The sequence below is a fragment of the Fusobacterium sp. SYSU M8D902 genome (assembly GCF_040199715.1).
In the GTDB taxonomy this organism is placed as follows: domain Bacteria; phylum Fusobacteriota; class Fusobacteriia; order Fusobacteriales; family Fusobacteriaceae; genus Fusobacterium_A.
Genome location: NZ_JBEFNA010000006.1, coordinates 59,903 through 83,739, shown reverse-complemented (window position 1 = coordinate 83,739; position 23,837 = coordinate 59,903). Strand labels below are relative to the sequence as shown.

22 protein-coding genes and 1 other RNA gene are annotated in these 23,837 nt (G+C 30.1%); 20 read left to right on the top strand and 3 right to left on the bottom strand.

Going from position 1 to position 23,837, the window contains the following annotated elements; all coding sequences use genetic code 11:
• Nucleotides 1–168: 168 nt before the first annotated feature.
• The 13 genes from ABNK64_RS04335 (at nucleotide 169) to ABNK64_RS04275 (ending at nucleotide 13,161) form a co-directional block, all read left to right on the top strand.
• Nucleotides 169–906, top strand: coding sequence for a phosphatase (locus ABNK64_RS04335; protein ID WP_349763594.1), 738 nt, complete (start codon nucleotides 169–171; stop codon nucleotides 904–906).
• Between the two features lie 84 nt (nucleotides 907–990).
• Nucleotides 991–1,929, top strand: a complete 939-nt coding sequence (locus ABNK64_RS04330) for an NAD(P)H-dependent flavin oxidoreductase (protein WP_349763593.1) — start codon at nucleotides 991–993, stop codon at nucleotides 1,927–1,929.
• Nucleotides 1,930–1,950: 21 nt separating this feature from the next.
• Nucleotides 1,951–2,904, top strand: a complete 954-nt coding sequence (gene fabK, locus ABNK64_RS04325; RefSeq protein ID WP_349763592.1) for an enoyl-[acyl-carrier-protein] reductase FabK — start codon at nucleotides 1,951–1,953, stop codon at nucleotides 2,902–2,904.
• Nucleotides 2,905–3,086: 182 nt separating this feature from the next.
• Entirely contained in the window at nucleotides 3,087–3,749 is a 663-nt protein-coding gene (locus tag ABNK64_RS04320) for a hypothetical protein (RefSeq protein WP_291255946.1), read from the top strand.
• Nucleotides 3,733–4,311: a Maf family protein gene (locus ABNK64_RS04315; RefSeq protein WP_300341924.1), complete on the top strand. Its 579-nt coding sequence runs from the start codon at nucleotides 3,733–3,735 to the stop codon at nucleotides 4,309–4,311. Before ABNK64_RS04320 ends, ABNK64_RS04315 begins: the two co-directional genes overlap by 17 nt.
• Nucleotides 4,312–4,333: 22 nt before the next feature.
• A complete protein-coding gene (locus ABNK64_RS04310; RefSeq protein ID WP_291255948.1) occupies nucleotides 4,334–5,380 on the top strand; it encodes a rod shape-determining protein in 1,047 nt (348 codons plus the stop codon).
• Nucleotides 5,381–5,398: 18 nt separating this feature from the next.
• Nucleotides 5,399–7,018: a hypothetical protein gene (locus ABNK64_RS04305; RefSeq protein ID WP_349763591.1), complete on the top strand. Its 1,620-nt coding sequence runs from the start codon at nucleotides 5,399–5,401 to the stop codon at nucleotides 7,016–7,018.
• On the top strand, nucleotides 7,008–7,544 hold the full coding sequence (scpB, locus tag ABNK64_RS04300; RefSeq protein ID WP_291255950.1) for an SMC-Scp complex subunit ScpB: 537 nt from the start codon (nucleotides 7,008–7,010) through the stop codon (nucleotides 7,542–7,544). The genes ABNK64_RS04305 and scpB overlap by 11 nt, the downstream gene beginning before the upstream one ends.
• Nucleotides 7,531–8,232: a pseudouridine synthase gene (locus ABNK64_RS04295; protein ID WP_349763596.1), complete on the top strand. Its 702-nt coding sequence runs from the start codon at nucleotides 7,531–7,533 to the stop codon at nucleotides 8,230–8,232. Before scpB ends, ABNK64_RS04295 begins: the two co-directional genes overlap by 14 nt.
• A 52-nt stretch (nucleotides 8,233–8,284) precedes the next feature.
• The gene (gatC, locus tag ABNK64_RS04290) at nucleotides 8,285–8,572 is read left to right on the top strand and encodes an Asp-tRNA(Asn)/Glu-tRNA(Gln) amidotransferase subunit GatC (protein WP_300389462.1); all 288 of its coding nucleotides are present in this window, start codon (nucleotides 8,285–8,287) and stop codon (nucleotides 8,570–8,572) included.
• A gap of 72 nt (nucleotides 8,573–8,644) precedes the next feature.
• Entirely contained in the window at nucleotides 8,645–10,102 is a 1,458-nt protein-coding gene (gene gatA, locus ABNK64_RS04285; protein WP_349763590.1) for an Asp-tRNA(Asn)/Glu-tRNA(Gln) amidotransferase subunit GatA, read from the top strand.
• Between the two features lie 18 nt (nucleotides 10,103–10,120).
• On the top strand, nucleotides 10,121–11,560 hold the full coding sequence (gene gatB / locus ABNK64_RS04280; protein ID WP_349763589.1) for an Asp-tRNA(Asn)/Glu-tRNA(Gln) amidotransferase subunit GatB: 1,440 nt from the start codon (nucleotides 10,121–10,123) through the stop codon (nucleotides 11,558–11,560).
• Nucleotides 11,561–11,721: 161 nt separating this feature from the next.
• The gene (locus ABNK64_RS04275; RefSeq protein WP_349763588.1) at nucleotides 11,722–13,161 is read left to right on the top strand and encodes a multicopper oxidase family protein; all 1,440 of its coding nucleotides are present in this window, start codon (nucleotides 11,722–11,724) and stop codon (nucleotides 13,159–13,161) included.
• 120 nt (nucleotides 13,162–13,281) lie between these two features.
• Here the strand turns inward: ABNK64_RS04275 and ABNK64_RS04270 are convergent, their stop codons facing one another.
• The 3 genes from ABNK64_RS04270 to pssA all read right to left on the bottom strand — a co-directional run bounded on the left by ABNK64_RS04270 (nucleotide 13,282) and on the right by pssA (nucleotide 16,137).
• Complete coding sequence (locus ABNK64_RS04270; protein WP_291255955.1) at nucleotides 13,282–14,022, bottom strand: potassium channel family protein; 741 nt, start codon at nucleotides 14,020–14,022, stop codon at nucleotides 13,282–13,284.
• A 31-nt stretch (nucleotides 14,023–14,053) separates the two neighbouring features.
• Entirely contained in the window at nucleotides 14,054–15,295 is a 1,242-nt protein-coding gene (gene rpoN, locus ABNK64_RS04265; RefSeq protein ID WP_291255956.1) for an RNA polymerase factor sigma-54, read from the bottom strand.
• A gap of 77 nt (nucleotides 15,296–15,372) precedes the next feature.
• Entirely contained in the window at nucleotides 15,373–16,137 is a 765-nt protein-coding gene (gene pssA / locus ABNK64_RS04260) for a CDP-diacylglycerol--serine O-phosphatidyltransferase (RefSeq protein WP_291255957.1), read from the bottom strand.
• A 250-nt stretch (nucleotides 16,138–16,387) separates the two neighbouring features.
• Here pssA and ABNK64_RS04255 point away from each other — a divergent pair, with 250 nt between their 5' ends.
• From ABNK64_RS04255 to fabZ, 7 genes are all read left to right on the top strand, one after another.
• Complete coding sequence (locus ABNK64_RS04255) at nucleotides 16,388–17,161, top strand: YlmH family RNA-binding protein (RefSeq protein ID WP_349763587.1); 774 nt, start codon at nucleotides 16,388–16,390, stop codon at nucleotides 17,159–17,161.
• Between the two features lie 14 nt (nucleotides 17,162–17,175).
• The gene (locus tag ABNK64_RS04250; protein ID WP_349763586.1) at nucleotides 17,176–18,873 is read left to right on the top strand and encodes a hypothetical protein; all 1,698 of its coding nucleotides are present in this window, start codon (nucleotides 17,176–17,178) and stop codon (nucleotides 18,871–18,873) included.
• 56 nt (nucleotides 18,874–18,929) lie between these two features.
• An RNA gene (gene ffs, locus ABNK64_RS04245) (signal recognition particle sRNA small type) lies at nucleotides 18,930–19,029 on the top strand.
• A gap of 33 nt (nucleotides 19,030–19,062) precedes the next feature.
• Nucleotides 19,063–20,289: a GNAT family N-acetyltransferase gene (locus ABNK64_RS04240; RefSeq protein ID WP_349763585.1), complete on the top strand. Its 1,227-nt coding sequence runs from the start codon at nucleotides 19,063–19,065 to the stop codon at nucleotides 20,287–20,289.
• Between the two features lie 58 nt (nucleotides 20,290–20,347).
• Nucleotides 20,348–22,525 (top strand): ATP-dependent helicase, encoded by a 2,178-nt coding sequence (locus tag ABNK64_RS04235; protein ID WP_300341942.1) that lies wholly within the window; start codon nucleotides 20,348–20,350, stop codon nucleotides 22,523–22,525.
• Between the two features lie 11 nt (nucleotides 22,526–22,536).
• The gene (lpxC, locus tag ABNK64_RS04230) at nucleotides 22,537–23,361 is read left to right on the top strand and encodes a UDP-3-O-acyl-N-acetylglucosamine deacetylase (RefSeq protein ID WP_291255962.1); all 825 of its coding nucleotides are present in this window, start codon (nucleotides 22,537–22,539) and stop codon (nucleotides 23,359–23,361) included.
• A 34-nt stretch (nucleotides 23,362–23,395) separates the two neighbouring features.
• Nucleotides 23,396–23,821: a 3-hydroxyacyl-ACP dehydratase FabZ gene (gene fabZ / locus ABNK64_RS04225; RefSeq protein WP_291255963.1), complete on the top strand. Its 426-nt coding sequence runs from the start codon at nucleotides 23,396–23,398 to the stop codon at nucleotides 23,819–23,821.
• The last annotated feature ends 16 nt before the right edge of the window (nucleotides 23,822–23,837 follow it).

The following is a 23,837-nucleotide window of genomic DNA, read 5'->3' as shown; positions in this document are numbered from 1 at the left end:
CCGTAAACGCTGAAAGTACTTGGAGGGAAGCCTCCTGGGAGGATAGGAACTTGCCAAGCTTTTTTTTATTTTTTGGAGAATATCAAAAAAATAGTTAAAATAGGTGTAATTATTTTGAACTATTAAAAGAGATATGATATAATAAAGAAAGTAAAAAGGAGGGGGAAAATGAGATATCCTATAGATTTACATATACATACTTCTGCTAATCCACATGCTTATAGTACATTGGAAGAGAATATAAGAAGTGCAAGAGAAAAAAATATGAAAGTGATAGCAATAACAAATCATGGACCGGCATTACAAGATTCACCCCACTGGTGGAGTTTAGTGAATATGCGTGTTATTCCTGAATATGTAGGAGAGTTAAGAGTATTAAAAGGTGTTGAAACTAATATTATAGATGAAAATGGTAATTTTGATATAAATCAGAGAATTTATGATGTGATGGATATTATTCTGTGTGGTTTACATACTGTTGAAGCATATGGAGATCCTACAAATATAATAAAGAATACAAAAGCTGTAGTAAATATGATAAGAAGTCAAAAAATAGATATTATGGTACATTTAGGAAATCCACAATTTCCATTGGAGTATGAAATTGTAGTTCAAGAAGCTACTAAAGCAGGAGTGGCAATTGAACTAAATAACTCATCTCTAAGAGCTTCAAGAAAAGGTTCTGAAGTAAATTGTAGAAAGATATTGGAGCTATGTAAAAAATATGATACCTATGTGTCATTGGGAACAGATTCACATATCTCCTATGATATAGGTGAGTTTTCAAAAGTACAGGAGTTAATAGATGAAATTGGATACCCTATGGAGAAGATTTTAAACTTTTCTGTTGAAAATTTAGAGGCATTTTTAAAAGAAAGAAAAGAGAAAAGAGTAAAAAACATATAAAAAAACAGATGTAATTTTATACTTTACTTAATTTATTACACGTGTTATAATTAACCTAGCTTAATTTAAGGAGGTAATTTTAATATGGTAAAAATTGGAGATTTAAGTATAAAAACACCGATAATACAGGGTGGTATGGCTATTAGAGTCTCAATGGCTAAACTGGCAGCAGCAGTGGCTAATGAAGGTGGATTAGGAGTAATAGCAGGAACAACTTTAAGTATAGAGGAATTAAAATCTGAAATAAAAAAAGCTAGAGATATGATAGTTAATAAAGGTGGAGCATTGGGTGTTAACATAATGTATGCAGCTACTAATTTTATGGAATTAGTTAAGGCTTCCATTGAAGAAAAAGTAGATGTTATCATATTTGGAGCTGGATTTTCAAGAGATATATTTGAAGTGGCAAAAGGGACAGGAGTAAAAATTGTGCCCATAGTTTCTACATTAAAACTAGCTAAAATATCTCAAAAATTGGGAGCAGATGCCATTGTGGTAGAGGGTGGAAATGCTGGAGGACATTTAGGAACTGATTTGGACTCTTGGGATATAGTGGAAGATATAGCAAAAAATGTAGATATTCCAGTATTTGGAGCAGGTGGAGTAATAACTCCAGAAGATGCTCAAAGAATGATGAATTTAGGAGTTTCAGGGGTACAGATGGGAAGTAGATTTGTTGCTTCTGAAGAGTGTGAGATAGATAGAAAATTTAAAGAGATGTATATCAATGCCAAAGAGGGAGATATAGTAAGGATGATGAGTTCAGCTGGTTTACCAGCCAATGCTATAATAAGCCCCTTTGTAGAAAAGATTAGAGAAGATAGAGCTGATAGACCAACTAAGTGTATAAAATGTTTGAAGAAATGTACCTACAAGTTTTGTGTGAATGAGAGATTAGTGAGAGGGCATTCAGGTGACTTTGAAGGTGGAATTTTCTTTGCGGGAAAAGATGCTTGGAAAATCAATGAGATACTATCTGTTAAAGAGATATTTGACAGATTTAAAAAAGTATTTAAAGAATAAGATAATAATTTAGGAGGATTTATGGAAAATAACAAAATCTGTAAACTACTGGGAATAAAATACCCAATATTTCAAGGAGCAATGGCTTGGATAGCTAATGGGAACTTAGCAGGACACGTATCTAGAGATGGAGGATTGGGAATAATTGCTGGTGGAGGAATGCCAGTTGAGATATTAAGACAAGAGATAAGAAAGGTAAAAGAGATCACATCTAACCCTTTTGGAGTAAACTTAATGTTGATGATGGAAGATATAGAGAAACAAATAGATGTTTGTATAGAAGAGAAAGTACCAGTAGTAACAACAGGTGCAGGGAATCCAGGACCTTATATGGAGAAATTAAAAAATGCAGGAATAAAAGTTATTCCAGTTGTAGCATCAGTGGCACTTGCTAAAAAAATGGAAAAAATAGGAGCAGATGCTGTTATAGCTGAAGGTATGGAAGGTGGAGGACATATTGGTACAATAACTACAATGTCTCTATTACCACAAGTAGCTGAGGCTGTTTCTATTCCAGTTATAGGTGCAGGTGGAATAGCTAGTGGAAAGCAGTTTTTAGCAGCTCTTTCTCTAGGAGCTGAAGGAGTGCAAGTTGGAACAAAATTCTTAGTAGCTAAAGAGTGTACAATACACGAAAATTATAAAAAGGCAATTTTAAAAGCTAAAGATAGATCAACAGTTTCAACAGGAAATTATACTGGTCATCCTGTAAGAGTTATTGAAAATAAATTTGCTAAACAGATATTAGAGATGGAAAAGGTAGGAGCTCCAAAAGAGGAGATCGAAAAGATGGGAGTAGGAAAATTAAGATTGGCTGTTGTAGATGGAGACACAGATAATGGAAGCGTTATGGCTGGTCAAGTAGCAGCAATGGTAAATACTCCAATGACAACAAAAGAGATACTAGAAAGTTTTATGAGAGAGCTAGAAGAGGAAAAAGCAAAACTTATAGCTAGAATTGACTCTTGGAAATAGTAGATAACTAAAAATTTAAAATAAAATTATAAATATATGAAAGGAAAAACTTACTTTTAGTAACTAATGCTTATTATGGTGGTTTTTCCTTTTTTAGTTGTAATATCATCTCTTTTTATATTGAAATCAATTATTCTCTATGATACAATATAAAGTAGTTTAAATAAGGAAAAGAGGTAGAAATGAAAAGATTTTCTCTTTTAATTCAATTAAAATTTATTTATATGTATGTTCTGTTGTATCTAATAATTGGATATTTCTATGACAGTAAAATAAAGATGCTTGGATATTATGATATTTTGGAGCAGTATTTTGGAAATTTCATTGTTTTTATGATTTTTATTTTAATGTTACATCTATACTCCCTTTTTATAAAATGTAAAAGAAATAGAATGGTCTATGGAATCAGATTAAATTTCTTTGTAATATTGGGAGTTTCAACAGTTTTTCTTGGTGGACTTTATAACTTGGGATTACCTTTCAAAAAAATAGTGGCTGATGAGGTAGTTTTAGAAAATTCAATCAGAATGTTTTTATATCAGTATAAGCTAGGAACAGTATTGACTTATTCATTTAACTACTGTATAAGCAATATCTATTTTAACTATTTCTATGTGAGCTTATATGTATTGATTTTTATTTCGTTATTTTTCTTGATTGCTAAGAAGTTGAGAGTGACTATTACCTCTATAATTGTCCATAGAAGAGAGGAAAAAAGACGAAGAATAGAGAAACAATTAATTCAAGAGCAGATAGAATTGATGGAAGCAATGGAGAGAAGAGAGAGGGAACAGAAGATCTTAGAAGAGGAAAAGGAGAAGGTAGAAGATGATACTAGCATCTAAATCACCTAGAAGAAAAGAGATTCTAGAGAGTGTAGGATTTAATTTAAAAATTATAAGTGTAGATATAGATGAGTGTAGTGATGAGATTGATATTTGTGATAAGATAAAGGATATTGCTTATAAAAAAGTAAAAGCAGTAGCAGATAGATATCCAGATGAATATGTAGTAGGAGCAGATACAATAGTTGAATTAGATGGAGAGATAATAGGAAAGCCTAAAGATGAGAGAGAAGCCTACGAAATATTAAAAAGATTGTCAGGTAGAACTCACAATGTGATAACAGCATATTCATTTATAAATAGAAAAAAGAATTTGGAAATAAAAGATTGCTCAGTAACTAAAGTATACTTTAAAGAGTTGAGTGATGAGATGATTGAGTGGTATATAGGAACTAAAGAGCCAATGGATAAAGCAGGAGCCTATGGAATTCAAGAGAAGGGAGCTATATTTGTAGAGAAAATAGAGGGTGATTTTTTTACAGTGATGGGATTCCCAATAGAGAGATTTATGGAAAGATTATTAAATCTAGGAGTAAAATTAAAAGAGATTGAAAGAATATAATATATGAAGTTAGAGGTGTGTAATGAGAAAAATATTTAATAAATTTTTAGGGATATTTTCAGAGGATTTGGGGATTGATTTAGGAACTTCAAATACTTTGGTTTGTATTAGAAATAGAGGAATAATACTGAATGAGCCTTCTGTAGTAGCTTTGAATAACAAAACTAAAGATGTTTTTGAAGTTGGAGATAGAGCCAAATTGATGATAGGAAGAACTCCTGGGAGTATTCAGACAATAAGACCATTAAAAAATGGAGTTATTGCAGATTATGAGATAACTGAAAAAATGTTGAGAAGCTTTTTAAAAAAGGTAAATCAGAAAAAAGGATTATCTAGTCCAAGAGTTATAATCTGTGTTCCTGCTGGAGTAACACAAGTTGAAAAGAGAGCTGTTATAGATGTAACAAGAGAAGCTGGAGCAAGAGAAGCTTATTTGATAGAGGAGCCTATGGCAGCTGCAATAGGAATAGGATTAAATATATTTGAACCAGAGGGAAATTTAATAATAGATATCGGTGGTGGAACATCAGAGATAGCTGTAATATCTTTAGGTGGAATAGTAAAAACTTCATCTTTTAGAGTGGCTGGAGACAGATTGGATAGTACAATAATAGATTATGTAAGACAGAAGCACAATCTATTAATAGGAGAGAGAACAGCTGAAGAGATCAAAAAAACAATAGGAGCAGTTATTGATTTAGAAGAGGATGAGGTTATCGAGATAAGTGGAAGAAACGCTTTAAATGGATTACCTAGAGATATAAAAATATACTCTTCTGAGATAGTAGAAGCTTTGGGAGACTTAGTACAACAGATAATTGAAGAGGTGAAAGTTATATTGGAAAAAACACCACCTGAATTATCTTCGGATATTAAGAGAAAAGGAATATATATAACTGGAGGAGGAGCTCTTTTAAGAGGAATAGATAAAAAGATATCTGAGAACTTAAACCTAGAGGTAAAAATATCAGATGATCCACTAAATGCAGTAATAAATGGAATACAAATTTTATTAAAGAATTTTGAGACATATAAAAAAGTGTTGATATCTCCTGAAAGTGATTATTAAGAAAGAAAGAGGAAAAATATGAAAAAATTGATAACTCTATTTTTAATAACATATATTTTTTCATATGCAAACTATCTCATTACTAATAGTGAGATAGTTCTTTTTTATGATAAAGAGTATAATAGCATAAAATATATAAGAGGTGATGTTTTTAATAAAACAGATATCTCAAAATTAGAGGGGAGTTTAATTTTAAATAACAATGAGATAATTCCTTTAAATAAATATTTTATTAGTGCAGAAATGGTTACTCAAAACAATATTTTAAAATTAAACTATAGAATTAAAGAGAAAGATATAAGTGTTTATATCATTCCCTCAATGAGTGAGAGAGATAAGCTATATTTTAAAGTTGAATTGGGAGAGTTTAAAAGAGAGGCTAAAAATATAGATTTCGCATTAAAAATAATACCTCAATATGAGAATAGATATGTTGATTTTAATGAAAAAAATAGTTCATACTCATATGATGATTTTTATATTAAGGCTGAAAATTATCAAGGAAAGTTATATATTACAAGGGATTCACAGTTGGAAGATTTAAATTTAGAAGAGGTAAAAAATAAGGTAAAAAAATATCAAGATGATAGCTTATATTACATTGTAAAGGATATTGAAAAAGAGAGAGATTTAGTTTTAGTAATTAAATTTTATCAAGAGTTTCAAAAAGATCCTCAAATATTAAATCAGGATATATTTGCAAATGAGATTGATTACTGGGAGAAAAATGGTTATGATAATAAATTTACTGAAAAGAAAGTTATTTTTCGAAAGGAGCTTGAAAATTTACAGATAATGAGCTCTAGAAGTATCATACCAAATAGAATAGATTATACAAAAAGTGAAAAAAATTTAAATACAAAGATAAAATTATACTACTTGAACACTCTATATGATAAAGGGTTTAATGCAAATAAACTTTTTGAAGATATAAACATAAGAAAGAGTGAAAATGAAGCTATAATATATTATACTTTTCTTTTTAGATATTTAAATGATAGTGAAAATACCCTCAATGGAAATCTATTAAAGGGGAAGATAATGCCAGAGGTACTCTCTTTGTTAGATTATTTAGAGGAAGTAGATGATGAGGTTATAAATATTAGAAATAATATAAATAGCTATTATTGGTACTATCAGTTAATAGAAGCTATTCAAGAAAGAGAAGAGTTTCAAAGTGAGAGAGAGTTCATAAAAAATAAGAAAGAGTTTCTTTTAAACTATTTGAATAGAAATTTTGTGAGTGAGAATGGTTTAAAAAGTAGAAAAAATAGTAAAAGAATTAACTATAAAAATATAAAATATATTGATTTTTTACCTCAAGAGGAACAGTTAAAGCTATTAAGAAAGGATTATAAAGAGAATTACAATAGTCGTTATGGAGTTTTAATTCATGGAAAAGATGTGGATAGAATAGATTTAAATTATAATCTTGCTTTTATCTCAAAGTTATACAAAAATGGAGAGAGCTTTTTAGCAGACAAGTTATTTTTTAATATAAAAAACTATATTAAAAGAAATAACTACTATGTATCTAACTATATATATTTAACTGGAGATAATATCCCAGGTATAGATGGAGAAACTTTATATTTATACTTTATAGCAGAAGAGTACAGGGAGAAATATGGAGATTAAAAATAAGATTGAAGCAATTCTTCTCTTAGGTGGAGATGAAGTTAAGATAAAAGAGTTATCTAAGTTTTTTTCCATTCCTTTAGATGAAGTATTAAAGATATTAGAGGAATTAAAAGAGGAGAGAAGAGAGAGTGGAATAAATATAGAGATAGATGGTGAGGTTGTAAGTTTAGCAACTAATCCAATCTATGGAGAGGTAATAAATGATTTTTTCCAACAGGAGAGCAAACCTAAAAAACTTTCAGGAGCAGCACTGGAGACACTTTCAATAATAGCTTATAGGCAACCTATAACAAAGGGAGAGATAGAAGCTATTAGAGGTGTATCTGTAGATAGAATAATCCAAAATTTGGAGGAGAAAAAATTTATAAGAGTGTGTGGAAAGAGAGAGACAATAGGAAGACCAAATTTATATGAGGTAACTAATAAATTTTTAGGTTATATAGGAATAAAAAAAATCGAGGAATTACCTAATTATTTAGATGTGAGAGGAAGTGATGAAGATAGAGGAGATCAGAATAAATAAGTATCTAGCTTCTTTGGGAGTAGGTTCAAGAAGAGAGATTGATAGATTGATAGAAGAGGGAAAAATAAAGGTCAATGGAGAGATAATCTCAGCTGGAATAAAGGTAACAGAGGAAGATGAGATTGAGGTAAGGGGAAAGAAAATTGAAAAAACTGGGGAGAAGAAAGTGTACTATATGCTAAATAAACCCTTGGAGATATTGAGTTCAGCTAAAGATGATAGAGGAAGAAAAACTGTTGTAGATCTAATCAGATGTAAGGAGAGAATATTTCCTATTGGAAGATTGGACTACAATACAACAGGACTGATTCTACTTACTAATGATGGAGAGTTATTTAATAGAGTGATACACCCTCGTTCAGAGATATATAAGGAGTATTATGTTAAGGTGTTGGGGGAGATAAAGGAAAGCTCTATAAAAAAGCTTGAGAATGGAGTTGAGTTGGAAGATGGTAAAACTCTGCCTGCATATGTAAAAGTATTATCTAAAGAGAGAGGAAAGAGTGAGCTATTGATCTCTATAAGAGAGGGAAGAAATAGACAGGTGAGAAGAATGTTAGATGCAGTTAATCACCCTGTAGTTATTTTGAGAAGAGAGAGAATAGGGAAGCTAGCTTTGGGTAAATTAAGAGTAGGAGAGTATAGAGAGTTGACAGCAGAGGAAGTAAAATACCTATATTCTTTATAATTAAATTATGTTATAATATAGGGTAAAAACAAGTATAATAGGAGGCAAAAATATGGCATTAACAAGAGAAGAGGTTTTAAATGTAGCTAAACTTGCTAGATTAAAATTTCAACCTGATGAAATTGAAAAATTTCAAATAGAATTAAATGACATACTTGGATATATTGATATGTTGAACGAAGTGGAAACTGAAGAAGTTACAGCTATGACACAGGTAAATTCACAAGTAAATAACTTGAGAGAAGATATAGTGAAAGAATCTTTAACAGTTGAAAAAGCACTTTCAAATGCTCCAGATTCTGGTGATGGTGCAATAATAGTACCAAAAGTAGTTGGTTAATTAGAATAGAAGAAGATTAGTAGATAATCATAGAGAGTGTGGTATCTATTAAAACTAAGGAGGATTTTTTTAATGGAGAATTTGTATAAATTATCTGCCTTTGAAATAAGAGAGAAGATTTTAAAAGGTGAAGTAAAATCAGAAGATTTAGTTCAAAAAATATTTGAAAGAATAGAAAAAATAGATAGTAATATTGGAAGTTTTGTTTCTTTAAGAAAAGAAAAAGCTTTACAAGAGGCTAGAACAATTGATGAGAAGATAAAAAATGGAGAAAAAGTGGGAGAGTTAGCAGGGGTACCAGTAGCTATAAAAGATAATATGGTATCTGAAGGAGATAAGACAACTGCTTGTTCAAAAATTTTATCAAACTATACAGGTATATATGATGGAACAGTTGTAAAGAAATTAAAAGAGGCAGATGCAATCATAATAGGAATAACTAATATGGATGAGTTTGCTATGGGAAGTACAACAAAGACATCTATTCATCACATCACAAGAAACCCTTGGGATAATGAGAGAGTACCAGGAGGGAGTAGTGGAGGAGCTGCTGCTAGTATAGCTGCTCAAGAGGCATATATCTCTTTAGGATCTGATACTGGTGGAAGTATAAGACAACCAGCTTCATTCTGTGGAGTAGTTGGAATGAAACCTACTTATGGAAGAGTATCAAGATATGGACTTATGGCTTTTGCTTCATCTCTTGATCAAATAGGACCAATAGCTAAAAAAGTTGAGGATATAGCTTTAGCTATGAATGTTATAGCTGGTCCTGATGATTATGATGCAACTGTTGTAAATTGTGAAGTTCCTGATTATACTCAGTTTTTAAATCAAGATATAAAGGGAATGAAAATAGGAGTACCTAAGGAGTACTTTATAGATGGAATAAATCCAGAAGTTAGAAAGATAATGGATAGCTCTTTAGAAAAATTTAAAGAGTTAGGGGCAGAGATAGTTGAAGTTTCTCTACCACATACAAAATATGCTGTTCCAACTTACTATGTAATAGCTCCAGCTGAAGCAAGTTCAAACTTAGCTAGATTTGATGGTGTAAGATATGGATATAGAAGTGAAAATATAGAAAATATAAATGATCTATATATTAACTCAAGAAGTGAAGGTTTTGGAGATGAGGTAAAAAGAAGAATTATGATAGGAACTTATGTTTTAAGTGCTGGTTTCTATGATGCATACTTCAAAAAAGCTCAAAAAGTAAGAGCAAAGATAAAAGATGATTTTGAAAAAGCTTTTGAAAATGTAGATATAATATTCACTCCTGTATCACCAACAACAGCATTTAGATTAGATGATAAAAAGACACCAATAGAGTTATACCTAGAGGATATATTTACAATTTCAGCAAACTTAGCTGGAATACCAGGAATTTCAATTCCAGCAGGAAAAGTAGAGGAATTACCTGTAGGAATTCAATTGTTGGGAAAACCTTTTGGAGAGGGAGAGTTGATCAAAGCTGGATCAGCTTTTGAAAAAGTAAGAGGAGAATGGGAGCTTCCTGAATTAGATTAGGAGAAAAGGAGAAAAGATATGAGAGAATGGGAATCAGTAATCGGGCTTGAAGTCCACCTACAATTAAAAACTGGAACAAAGGTTTGGTGTGGTTGTAGTGCTGACTATGATAATGCTGAATCAAATACAAATACTTGTCCTATCTGTTTAGGACATCCTGGAGCATTACCTAAACTTAATAAAAAAGTAGTAGAATATGCAGTAAAAGCTGGGTTAGCTTTAAATTGTAAAATAAATAATGAAAGTAGTTTTGATAGAAAAAACTATTTTTATCCAGATACACCTAAAAACTATCAAATAACACAATTTGATAAATCATATGCTGAAAAAGGTTCATTAGAGTTCAAATTAAACTCTGGTAGAGAGGTAAAAGTAGGAATTACAAAATTACAGATAGAGGAGGACGCAGCTAAATCAATACACGCTGAGCATGAGTCTTTGATCAACTTTAATAGAGCGTCTATACCATTGATAGAGATAATTTCAGAACCAGATATGAGAAGTTCTGAAGAGGCTTATGAGTATTTGAACACTTTAAAGAGTGTTATTAAATATACAGGTGTAAGTGATGTTTCAATGGAATTAGGATCTTTAAGATGTGATGCTAATATATCTGTAATGGAAAAAGGATCTAAAGTTTATGGAACTAGAGTTGAAGTAAAAAACTTAAACTCATTTAAAGCAGTAGCAAGAGCTATAGATTATGAGATAGGAAGACAGATCGAAACTATTGAAAATGGTGGAAAAATTCATCAGGAGACAAGATTGTGGGATGAGGAATCTCAAACTACAAAAGTGATGAGAAGTAAAGAAGAAGCAATGGATTATAGATATTTTCCAGAGCCAGATCTTTTAAAGCTTGTAATAACTGATGAAGAGATAGAAGCTATTAGAGAGACTATGCCAGAATCAAAAGTTGAAAAAATCGAGAGATTTATAACTGAGTATGGATTACCAGAGTACGATGCTAATATTCTATGTGAAGATATAGAGTTAGCTGATTATTTTGAAGGTGTAGCAAAATCTTCAAATAATGGAAAACTTAGTGCAAACTGGATAATGACAGATGTTATGAGAGTTTTAAAAGATAAGAATGCAACTATTGAGGAGTTTACAATCTCTGCTGAACATCTAGGTCAAATAATAGCTTTGATAGAGAAGGGAACAATCTCAACTAAGATTGCAAAAGAGTTATTTGAGATTAAATTAACAGATGAGAGAACACCTGAAGAGATAGTAAAAGAAAAAGGAATGGTTCAAGTAGCTGATACAGGAGCTATAGAAGCTATGGTAGATGAGGTAATTGCTAACAATCCTAAGATGGTAGAGGACTATAGAAACTCTGATGAGGGAAGAAAACCAAGAGTGTTAAAAGGACTTATTGGACAGGTTATGAAGCTTTCTAAGGGAAAGGCAAATCCTACATTAGTAACAGAGATAATGACTAATAAATTATAAAAATAAATTAATTGTAAAAAAGGGAGGAATTAACTAGTTTGTTAAGGTTAATTTTCTCCTTTTTTTTAATATTAAAAAATAGCAAAAAAATAATTTGTCATATTCAAGACATAAAATAATGATACTCTTTCTTTGTAAATGAAAAGCAAGGAGATAATAAAATGAAAAAAATAATAGCTGTATCACTATTTTTAACATCTATAGCTGGTTACGCCATGGAGGATCACAACAGTAATCATAAGATGGAGAGTTCTAGTCACCATTCTCATATGACTAAGTTTGAAAAGAATAGAGAGATAAAATTTGAAAGAGAACTATTAGTACCACCACTTTTAAAAGGAAAGCTTATAGACAATACAAGAGTTTTTAATTTAGATATAAAAAAAGGTGAATGGGAATTTTTAAAAGGAAAAAAAACTGAAACCTATGGATATAATGGTCCAATATTAGGCCCTGTTCTAGCTTTAGAAAAGGGAGAGAAGACTAGAATTAATATATCGAATAGTTTATCAGAGGAAACAACAGTTCATTGGCATGGAGCTATTGTTTCTCAAGAATCAGATGGAGTTCACAATTCAGATATTTTACCTAATAGTAAAAAGACAGTTGAATTTACATTGAATCAACCAGAGGCTACTCTGTGGTTTCATCCACACCCAATGCATAAGACAGCTCAACAAGTGTACAAAGGCTTGGCAGGATTGATATATTTAAGTGATGAGAAGAGTAATGAATTAGCTATTCCAAGAGAGTATGGATTCAATGATTTTCCGATAGTCATTCAAGATAAGAAGCTATCTTCAGAGGGGAAGTTGGAATATAAAACAAATCATATGGAGAAAATTCATGGGAAATCGGGAGGATATTTAATGGTAAATGGAATCGTTTCACCATATATGAATATTCCAAAAGGTTTAACAAGATTGAGAGTTATCAATGGAAGTAATGCAACAAATTACAACATTGATTTATCAAATAGAAGCTTTTTTCAAATTGCTAGTGATGGAGGACTTTTAACTTCTCCTGTGGAGATGAAAAAACTTATTTTAGCTCCTGGTGAACGTGCTGAGATTATTGTAGATAGTGAAATCTTAGAGACAAAAGATTATCTGTATATAAATGGTGTTAAAGCCCTTGAGTTTAGAAAAACTAATAGAGAAAGTTTGACTAAACTTCCAAAAAATCTAAGTATTTTACCTGAAATTAAAGATGATTTAACAAAGTTAAAAACTTTGAATTTTACTTTAAAAACTACTTCTAAATCTAATACAATAAATGGAGAAGTATTTGATATGGAAAAGATGAATTTCCAAGTAAAAAAAGGTGAGAAACAGATTTGGAATATTGTAAATAGTGATGGAATGATGGATATGCCACACCCTTTCCATGTACATGGAGCTCAATTTAGAATACTAGAAAGAAATGGACAACTTCCTCCACTTAATGAACAAGGATGGAAAGATACTGTAAATTTAAAAGCTGGAGACAATGTTAAGATTTTAGTTGAATATAAAACAGATGGTATAACTGTTTATCATTGCCATATTTTAGAGCATGAGGAAACAGGAATGATGGGACAATTTCAAATTATTGATAGATAGACCTAACCTTAACTACACTATTCTTTCCTTTCAACTACTAAATTAGTGTAGGTAAAAAATGAAAAAGAGAAAACTCTACTTAAGTAGGATTTTCTCTTTTTCTTTATAAAGAATGGTTATTTATTTTTTATGATCAGCAGAAAGAATACCTGAACCAATTAATAGCCCCAGAATAACATTTGTTAAGATTATACCTAAGATAATTTCAACTATTACTAAAAATTGACCAATAGGAACAATGGGATAGATATCTCCATATCCAGTAGTAGAGATTGTTATAAAACTAAAATATATGTGCTTCATATAAAAATGAAAACTAGGCATACTAGGATCTATACCATGAAATATAGGTTCATTAGATAAAAGACTTAAAAGTGTATATATGAGTCCAAAACTTATGGCTATTGTAATATAGGTAGTTATTACAATTCCAATATCTTTTATCATTATCTTTCTTCTTCTTTTAAAGAAATCTACTATCACGTATTTGAGAAGAATCACGTGAGAAATTATTAAAAGAGAAACATTAAAGAATGATAGAAAGTTGAGTATATACTGAATTTTAATATTATTCTCATTTAAATTTAAAGAAAAATCTACTATAGGAATAAGTAGTAGATAGTAAAGTATTAGAATAGTAGCTTTTATAGGTCCATCTTTAAACAGAAAGTTTCTCTGTTTTATAAAGACTAAGGGTAGAATATCAAAAAATATTTTTATTCCAGTAAAAATTATCTCAGCTGAATTAAATCTATATTCTACTATACCATGAACAAAAATAGAGATAAAAAAAGAAAGTATAAATGCTATGGTAGTTACTTTAAAAAAATGGATAATTTGTGTTTTTTGATAAAGTTGCATAGAAATCTCTCCTTAAGTTTTCTAAAAAATACTAAATTTTAGTTTTTCTTCTCTCTCTAGTTGAAGGAAAACCAAGTTCCTCTCTATATTTTGCAACAGTTCTTCGAGCAATTTTAAAATTTCTCTCTCTCAGTAGAGATGCTAGTTTTTCATCAGAATAGGGAGAGTTTTTATCTTCATTATTTATAAACTCCTCCAATAGAATCTTAATTGTAATAGAGGTAGAGTCACTGATAAAAAGTGATTTGAAAGAGATAATCCCCTGTGGAGTCTCCAAATACTTATCTTTTATAGCTCTAGAAATAGTTGATTCATGAAGTCCTAACTCTTTAGCAATATCTTTTAAAATTAGAGATTTTAAAAAATTACTACCAAAAAAGAAAAAATCACGCTGTTTAACCAATAGAATTTCTAAGATTTTAGAGAGTGTTTGATACCTTTTCTCCAAACATTTAATAATATTAATAGCTGTATAGATAGAGTTCTTATTAGCTTCGTTACTATTGATATATGAAGAGTTTAGATTAATTTTGGGAATAGCCTCCTCATTTATTTTAAATATTAAAGTTCCATCATTTATCTCTATTTTAGCTTCTGGAACAATATAGTTAGTACTGTCATTGACAATATAACCTCTAGAAGGAATAGGAGATAGGGTTCTAATTAATTTTAAATAATCTAAGATCTCATCCTTTGTTATATTTAATTTACTTGAAATTAACTCAAAATTTTGGTTGGCAATATCTTCTAAATGGTTATCAATTAAAAGAAAGAGAACCTCATCATCAATTTGTTTATATCTTAACTGTATTTTTAAACAATCTTTTAAATTTTCAGCTCCAACTCCTACAGGCTCTAGAGAATAGATTATATTAAAAGCTTCATTGAGGGACTTAGTAGATAGCTTTAGAAGTTTTTTAATCTCAAGTTTTCCCATTGCTAAATATCCTTTTGAATCCAAATTATTAATAATAAATATACAGATCTCTCTAAGTTTAGCTGAGATTTTTAAGTATCTTATCTGCTCCTCTAAAATATCAAATAGAGTCTCTTCTTTGGACATAAATTCAAGAGGGGAGATATACTCATCACTGTTAGATTTAAAAGAAGATTTAGAAGAATAATTAATCTCTATAGCTGGATTTACAACTGCTTCTTTTTCAATGTACTCTCTAAGTTTAGATGAAGACATCTGTAAAATATTCATAGAAGTTTTCATCTCTTGAGTAAGTATAAGTTTTGCTTCCTGTTTTAAATTTAATGAAAAATCCAATGTAAACACACCCCCTTATTTTAATAAAAAAAGATGGCTTTAAAATAAAGTCATCTTTTTTAACTAAATTTAATTAATTATTTTTCCTCTTCAATCTCTTCTTCAATAACATCTACAAGTTCTTTGTCATTATCATCATGTGAACCATCTACAATTTTAGTGATGAAGCCCATAAGATTAATTAAAACGTAAAAGAATGACACTATAAATAAACTATATTTTAGTGTAGCTATTACAACTATGATAAAAATACCAACAAATTTTTTAGGAATGAAGGCAAATGATTTATCAGGAGTCTTAAATTTAATTGTACTAACCATCAATACTGCAGCAATAACAGTAATTGCCATAAAAATATCTAGATTAAAGAAATCAATATTATAATTTTGTTTTAGATAGTATGAGATTAAATAGTATGAACATACCATAGCAGCAGCGTTAGGAATAGGCATTCCACTAAAGTCACCCTTTTCATTAGAAGCCACTGTTATTATATTAAATTTTACAAGTCTCATTACTCCACAAAGAGCATATATAAATGATACTGGAACAATAAAAGCACTAGCAGCAGTATATTGAACAAGTATAGAGTAAACTAATAAGCTTGGAGCTAATCCAAAAGATATAGCATCACAAAATGAGTCAAACTCCTTACCAAATTCACTAAAAGCATCTAATTTTCTAGCTGTTTTACCATCTAAACCATCACATACCATAGCCAATACAATAAACCATATAGCTTGAATAAAATTCCCTTTGATTGAAGCAGTGATACTCAAATATCCTAAAAACATATTTGCAGCTGTGATTGCATTAGGAGCAATATATTTTCTTTTAACCATTCTTAAATTCATCTCCTTAAAAAACTATGATCATTAAATTCTAACACAAAAATGCGATTTTTTCAACATTAAACAAAAAAAATAGACAAATTAATATCTTTATATACACTTAATGTATTTTTTAAATATGGGTAAAGATCTCACTAAATATGAGTGAATTTGATTTAATAAAGGGAGAAATAAAAAATAAATTGAAAAATTGATAAAAATTGTATAAAATCAAAGTATAATAGTAATGGAGGAGAGTAGAGTGGATAGAAAAAAATTTCAAAATATGTTTCAGGAGATGGATGATTATCTATTAGCTTCGCTTTGTGATGATATAGAGCTATGTGAAGAGATAGAGTTTCCAGTTTATAGTAAATATTTTTACCCTCCACAACTTTGCAAAAAGATTTCTGAAATGAATATAGGAGGAATAGGATTTGTTCTGTGTGGACTAAATAATGATTGTGAAAAAAATATGATAGCTATTTTACCTAGAGATTATCCAGTAGAGCAGTTATACTTTCCTGTGAAGTATTTTAAAATAACAAATAAATCAAAATTTAAGGAGCTAGAGCATAAGCACTATTTAGGAACAATAATGTCCTTAGGAATAAAGAGAGAATTGATGGGAGATCTAGTTGTAGAAGATAACTGTTGCTATGGAGTGGTGATGGAAGATGTATTTACATATCTGTCGGAAAATCTTACTGAGATAGGAAGAAATCCTGTTGAAATAGAGGAGATAACAGCTGAAAATATACCTCAATTGAAATATGAGGAGATAGTGGATAGTGTCAGTTCTATAAGATTGGATAATATTGTTTCAGTTATGATAAATAACTCTAGAGGAAAGAGCTTAGAGTTAATTGAAAGTGGTGAGGTAAGTGTTAATTATATAGTGGAAAAAGAGAAGAATAAATCTATAAAAGAGGGAGATATAGTAACAATAAGGAGAAGAGGAAAATTTATATTTGAAAGGATAATGGGAGAGAATAAAAAAGGGAAAATAAGAGTTGTAGTAAAAAAATTTATTTAAACAAGAGGTGAACTATGAAGAAAAAGGTTGGATTAGTACTGGGGATAATCATTGTAATTTTAGGAGGAGTTTATTTTTCTAAAAACTATATAATAAAAAAGGTATTAGAGAGTAAATTAACAGAGATAAATAAGGGAAAGGTTGATATAGGAAGAGTAGATCTATCTCTATTAGATAAAAAAGTAACCATTGAGAATATAGATCTTACAAGTAGAAAGGATGGGATGAAAAACTTTATATCAATAGGCAAATTTAGTGCTGATTATGATATTTATTTCAAAGAAAAAAAAGTATTGGTAAGTCAAGCTGAATTTGATAAGGTTGAGTTTATGACACCGAGAGAGACTGATGGAAGCATTGGACATGTGGTTCCAAAGAAAGTTGAAGTAATAGAGGATAAGAGCGGTGAATTAGAGAAGAAGAAAGATGACTCTTTAAAGGATTTAGAGGAGTTGATACAAGCAAGAGCTATGGTAAATAAGTTGACACTTCAAAATATATTGCAGAGTCACTATGATGAGGTTGAAGCTCAGATAACAGCTAAGAAAGATTATTGGAATGAAAAGTTAAAGTTAATTGAAAAAAATCCAGAGTATGTTGTATTGAAAGCTAATTATAAAAAATTAGCTAATGAGAAAAATCCTTTAAAATTGATAAGAATGGAGAAAGAGATAAAAAATATGGCTAGTTCTTTCAAAGTTTTAAGTAAGGAGATATTAAAGGATAAAGAGGAGATAAAGAGCGATTTTACAAATATTATAAAGAAAAGTGATATAGACAAGGATTTGGAGAGATCTGTAAAGGAGCTAATAGGTAGAGGAGAGTTTGTAATAACAGATTTAGATTCGATAATAAACTACTATCTAAATGAGATCTATGGAAGTGAGATACAGAGATTGGTAGAGAAATATAGAAATCTAATGGAAGAAGTGGAATTGAGAAGAGATGAAGATGCTCTTGAAAAGAGTAAATGGGAGATTTTTGTTGAGGATATAAATATAAATTCTCATATCTATGGAATTGAACTAAAGGGAGAGATTAAGAATATTTCAAGTAGATTATCAAGAAATAAAGATAAGATAGAGTTGTATCTATTTGCTGATTCAAAGATAAGTCATGGAGAAGCTTACGGGTATGTAGATTTAAATAAAATCCAAGGAAAAGTAAATATAAATATCTCTAACTTCAGTTTTGAAGATGTAAAAGATATGGACGTTTTAAATAAGTATGTAGAAAATGGTGAAGCCTCTCTAGTGAAAGAGATACTTTTAAGCAAAGAGAATATAGATGTGAGAGGAGATGTACAGATTCAAGATATGAATCTAAATAGTGAGGAGATACTTACAAAGTTAAATATAAAGACACCATTTTTAAAAACAATGTCAACTCCTATTTTAAAGGATTTAAGAAGTGGAAATGTACACTATGAATATAATTCAGTAGATCAAAACCTTGTTATTAAGAGTGATCTTTCAGAAGAGATTATGGATATTCTAAATGATAAAGATGGTATTGTTAAGAAAAAAATTACTGATGATCTCTTGAGAGAGGGAAGAAGAGAGTTAAAAAATTATGAAGAGCTATTGAATAGTAATAATGATAAGGTAGTAGAGGAGCTTGAGGGAGAATTAAATAGTAAAACTAAATATTTAGATAAGGTTCAAGAGATTTTAGATAGATTTAATTTGGGAGGAATCTTAGAAAAGTTTTAAGAAAAAATTATTGACGTAATTTGAAATTATTGATATAATTAATTGTCATGGAAATCAGAGAGGAATTTTATGGCGTAATAGTATCGAACCGTGTCAGGTCTGGAAGGAAGCAGCACTAAGGTATTTATTACGGGTATGAAATACTACTTCTTTGGTTTTCATGGCTTTTTTTATAACAGGAGGGATTTTATGTATAAGATATATGACTTAGAAGAGTTAGAAGAAAACTTTAAAGACATAAGAGATATAGATAAGAGTTTTTTAGAAAAAAAAGATGGTATATATTTTGTAATAAGATCACAAAATGTTTTAGTTGGATATCTTGTAGCAGAGAGTATTCAAAATAACTATGTAATAAAGAGAATATTTGTAAGAGCTGGAATGAGATATAAATCTTATGGTGTAAAACTGATAAAGTTCTTAATAAACCATGGGATAGAGGAGAAAAAAGATAAGATAATTTGTGAGGATCTTACAAATAAAAGTTTCTTTATAAAAAATGGATTTAGAGAAAATGGAAATATATTGGAAATTGATAACATTCAAAGAGAGACAATAAGAATGAAAGAGGGTAAGAAAGTAGTTATATCCTCAATTTTTCAAAATATATTTTTAGCAGTTATAAAGATAGCAGGTGGAATTTATGGGAACTCAAGAGCATTGATCTCCGATGGAATAAACTCTTTGGCAGATGTAGGGAGTTCTTTTGCAATCTTATTGGGGATATATTTTAGTAACAAACCTGCAGATGAGGATCATCCTTATGGTCATGAGAAGATAGAGAGTATAATAGGAAATATGCTGGGAGTATTTTTACTTTTAACAGCTTTTGAGCTAGGTAAGGGTAGTGTCCTGATGTTAATTAAGGGAGAGTACACAACAACACCAGCATATACAACAATAATTTGGGCCTTTATCTCTATGGTAGTTAAATTCTTTATGTATAGATACAAGTTAAAAGTTGGAAAAGAAACTGATAATAGTGCTTTGATAGCTGATGCAAAGGATAGTAAAAGTGATGTTTACTCTTCAGCAGGAGTAATAGTGGGAATATTACTATCAATTTCAATATCACCAATATTTGATATAATAATCAGTTTATTAGTAGCTTTTCTTATTTTTAAAGAGGGAGTTTCAATAATACTTGAAACTTCAAATCTTATCTTAGATAAACAGGATAAGGAGTTTGTAAAAGAGGTGGAACATTATCTGTATGAGAATGAAAATATCAAAAATGTCCATGATATCTATATGAGAAAGTCAGGGGATAAGATATTTTTGACAATGCATATAAGAGTACCTAAAGAGATGACTGTATATGAGGCACATAATTTAGTTGATGATATAAGAGAGGAGATTATTTTAGAGTTTGAAAATGTAAAGGATGTTATAGTACACATAGATTATTTACATTAGTAGACATAATAATAATCAGTATGATATAATTATTAATTGAGAAGGAGTTGAAAAATTAATGAGTATATTGGATAAGTTAAATGATAAACAGAGAGAGGCAGCCTCTAAAATAGAGGGAGCACTACTTATATTAGCAGGAGCTGGTTCAGGAAAGACAAGAACTATTACATATAGAATAGCTCATATGATAGAAGAGAAAGGTATTTCACCATATAAAATTTTAGCTGTGACATTTACAAATAAAGCCGCTAAAGAGATGAAGGAGAGAGTGGAGTCTCTCATTGGTGAAGAGGCTAACAGAGTAATGATTTCAACATTCCACTCATTTGGATTGAGATTGTTGAGAGTATATGGAGATAGATTAGGTTACAATGCTAATTTTACCATTTATGATACTGATGATCAAAAAAGAGTGGTAAAAAATATAATGAAAGAGTTGATAATAAAAGATAAAAACCTTAAAGAGGGGTTAGTGGTATCAATTATCTCAAAATTAAAAGAGGACGGAATCTCTCCAGAAGAGTATGAAAATAGTGAAAAATATAATGAGAATGGAAAGATAATTTCAGAGGTTTATAGAAGATATAACTCTGTTCTAAAGAGCAATAATGCTATGGACTTTTCAGATATACTTGTAAATACAGATAGACTTTTAGAGATATCAGATATTTTAAATAAGGTTCAGGATAAATTTAGATATATAATGGTAGACGAATATCAAGATACAAATAATATCCAGTATAAATTAGTTAACAAGATAGCTAAAAAGTATGGGAACATCTGTGTCGTAGGAGATGAAAACCAGAGTATTTATGGATTTAGAGGAGCAAATATCCAAAATATATTGGATTTTGAGAAGGATTATCCTGATGCTAAGGTTGTAAAATTGGAAGAGAACTATCGTTCTACATCTGTGATATTAGATGCAGCTAACTCAGTAATAAAAAACAACACAAGTTCAAGAGATAAAAAATTATGGACTAAGAAGAGTGTTGGAGAGAAAATTACAGTTGAAGGTTGTAGTGATGCTAGAGCAGAGGCAAACTTTGTAGTTGGTGAGATAATAAAGGGAAAAGCAAAGGGAGCAAAATATAGAGATTTTACAGTACTGTATAGAACAAATGCTCAATCGAGAATGTTTGAGGAAAAATTATTGAGAGAGAATATACCATATAAGATTTTTGGTGGAATGCAGTTCTATCAAAGAGCAGAAATAAAGGATATTGTAGCATATTTAGCAGTGATAAACAACACTGATGACAATCTAAATCTAGCTAGAATTTTAAATGTTCCAAAGAGAAAGATAGGAGATAAGACAGTAGAGAAGATAAGTGAATTTGCAAAAGAGCAAAATCTATCTCTATTTGAGGCTTTGGGAAGAGCGAATGAGATATCAGGATTGAGTGCTAATCTAAAAATAACAATATTAGAGTTTTATAAGATGATGAGTGAATTTATAGAGCTAAGTGAGAGTGAGTTGGTATCGGAGTTATTTGATACAATTATAAGATCTATAAATTACAATGATTATTTGATTGCAAATTATGAGGATTATGAGGTAAGAAAAGAGAATATAGAGGAGTTAAAAAGCTCAATAGTGGAATTGGAAAAGGTAATTGAGAATATGAGCTTGAGAGAGTATCTTGAAAATATCTCACTTATTAGTGCTACAGACAATTTAGAAGATGAGAAAGATTATGTGAAGTTAATGACTATTCATAACTCTAAAGGATTGGAATTTCCAATAGTTTTTGTAGTAGGAGCAGAGGAGGGAATATTCCCAGGAAGTAGAGCAGACTTTGATAGTAATGAGTTGGAAGAGGAGAGAAGACTTTGCTACGTTGCTATAACTAGAGCAGAGGAGAAACTCTATATGACATATGCAACAAGTAGAATGATGTATGGAAATGAAGATTTTGGAAGAAGAGCCTCAAGATTTATAGATGAAATTCCTAAAGAGTTAGTGGAAAAAAGTAGTTCAGAGCTATTATATAAACCAAAAAATGATAAGGGAAGTTTCATAACAGAGAGAGCCTTCAAAAAAATGATAACAATAGAGGATCTTAACAAAACTGCGAAAAACTTTCCATACTCAGTTGGAGAGAAAGTTATGCATAAAAAGTTTGGTTTAGGAGTAGTAAAATCTGTAAACGATAAAAAAGTTGAGATAAATTTTGTGGACGGAAAACGTGAAATAGCTATGGCAGTAGCTGAAAAATTCCTTACAAAATGCTAATGGGAGGTAAAATGAAAAGAAAGACAGTTGCCAAAGAGATTGAATATGTAGGGATAGGACTTCATAAAGGTGAAAATATAAAGATGAGACTACTTCCTAGTAAAGAGGGAATAGTTTTCAAAAGAGTTGATTTAGAAGAGGGAAAAAATGAGATAGTTTTAGATATAGAGAATACTTTTGATCTAACTCGTGGAACTAATTTACAAAATGAGTATGGAGCAAAGGTACATACAATAGAGCATTTTCTATCTGCTCTATATGCTTTAGATATCACAGATTTAGTTGTAGAACTAGATGGAAATGAATTACCTATTTGTGATGGAAGTGCAAGAGTATTTATAGAGCTTTTTGAGGAGGCTGGACTAAAAGAGTTAGAAGAAGATGTGGAACCTTTAATTGTTAAAGAGCCAATATATCTAAGTGTTGGAGATAAAAATATAGTAGCTCTACCATATGATGGTTATAAATTAACTTATACAATTAAGTTTGAACATACATTTTTAAAATCACAATTAGCTGAATTTGAAGTAGATTTAGAAACATATAAAAAAGAGATAGCCTCAGCTAGAACTTTTGGATTTGATTATGAGATAGAGTATTTGAAGAAAAATAATTTAGCTTTAGGTGGAACTTTGGAAAATGCCATTGTTATAAAAAAAGATGGAGTATTGAATCCAGGTGGACTTAGATTTGAAGATGAGTTTGTTAGACACAAGATGCTTGATATTATTGGAGATTTAAAAATTTTAAATAGACCAATAAAAGCTCACATTATAGCTATAAAAGCTGGACACGCTTTAGATATAGAATTTGCAAAATTATTAAAAAACATGTAAAATATAAGTCAAGATATAATTTAGGAGGAAATTGATGTTAGATACTTTAGAAATAATGAAAAGAATACCGCACAGATATCCATTTTTATTAGTAGATAGAATAATTGAGGTAAACAAAGAGGAGCAAAAAATAAAAGGACTTAAAAATGTAACTATAAATGAAGAGTTCTTTAATGGGCATTTTCCAGGACATCCTATAATGCCAGGAGTATTAATAGTAGAGGGAATGGCACAATGTCTAGGAGTTCTTGTTATGGACGGAATAGAGGGAAAAGTTCCTTACTTTGTAGGAGTAGAAAGTGCAAAATTTAAATCACCAATAAGACCTGGAGATCAGATAATATACGAGGTAGAAGTAGAGAAAATAAAAAGAAATTTCGTAAAAGCTCATGGAAAAGCTTTAGTAGATGGAAATGTTGCTTGTGAAGCAAACTTTACTTTCTGTATAACAGACAAATAGAAAATGGGGGATAGTT

Bases quoted from the DNA above. Each gene is read 5' to 3' on its own strand.
- ABNK64_RS04335 (WP_349763594.1), top strand. From the start codon at position 169: ATGAGATATCCTATAGATTTACATATACATACTTCTGCTAATCCACAT.
- ABNK64_RS04330 (WP_349763593.1), top strand. From the start codon at position 991: ATGGTAAAAATTGGAGATTTAAGTATAAAAACACCGATAATACAGGGT.
- fabK (WP_349763592.1), top strand. From the start codon at position 1,951: ATGGAAAATAACAAAATCTGTAAACTACTGGGAATAAAATACCCAATA.
- ABNK64_RS04320 (WP_291255946.1), top strand. From the start codon at position 3,087: ATGAAAAGATTTTCTCTTTTAATTCAATTAAAATTTATTTATATGTAT.
- ABNK64_RS04315 (WP_300341924.1), top strand. From the start codon at position 3,733: ATGATACTAGCATCTAAATCACCTAGAAGAAAAGAGATTCTAGAGAGT.
- ABNK64_RS04310 (WP_291255948.1), top strand. From the start codon at position 4,334: ATGAGAAAAATATTTAATAAATTTTTAGGGATATTTTCAGAGGATTTG.
- ABNK64_RS04305 (WP_349763591.1), top strand. From the start codon at position 5,399: ATGAAAAAATTGATAACTCTATTTTTAATAACATATATTTTTTCATAT.
- scpB (WP_291255950.1), top strand. From the start codon at position 7,008: ATGGAGATTAAAAATAAGATTGAAGCAATTCTTCTCTTAGGTGGAGAT.
- gatC (WP_300389462.1), top strand. From the start codon at position 8,285: ATGGCATTAACAAGAGAAGAGGTTTTAAATGTAGCTAAACTTGCTAGA.
- gatA (WP_349763590.1), top strand. From the start codon at position 8,645: ATGGAGAATTTGTATAAATTATCTGCCTTTGAAATAAGAGAGAAGATT.
- gatB (WP_349763589.1), top strand. From the start codon at position 10,121: ATGAGAGAATGGGAATCAGTAATCGGGCTTGAAGTCCACCTACAATTA.
- ABNK64_RS04275 (WP_349763588.1), top strand. From the start codon at position 11,722: ATGAAAAAAATAATAGCTGTATCACTATTTTTAACATCTATAGCTGGT.
- ABNK64_RS04270 (WP_291255955.1), bottom strand. From the start codon at position 14,022: ATGCAACTTTATCAAAAAACACAAATTATCCATTTTTTTAAAGTAACT.
- pssA (WP_291255957.1), bottom strand. From the start codon at position 16,137: ATGGTTAAAAGAAAATATATTGCTCCTAATGCAATCACAGCTGCAAAT.
- ABNK64_RS04250 (WP_349763586.1), top strand. From the start codon at position 17,176: ATGAAGAAAAAGGTTGGATTAGTACTGGGGATAATCATTGTAATTTTA.
- ABNK64_RS04240 (WP_349763585.1), top strand. From the start codon at position 19,063: ATGTATAAGATATATGACTTAGAAGAGTTAGAAGAAAACTTTAAAGAC.
- ABNK64_RS04235 (WP_300341942.1), top strand. From the start codon at position 20,348: ATGAGTATATTGGATAAGTTAAATGATAAACAGAGAGAGGCAGCCTCT.
- lpxC (WP_291255962.1), top strand. From the start codon at position 22,537: ATGAAAAGAAAGACAGTTGCCAAAGAGATTGAATATGTAGGGATAGGA.
- fabZ (WP_291255963.1), top strand. From the start codon at position 23,396: ATGTTAGATACTTTAGAAATAATGAAAAGAATACCGCACAGATATCCA.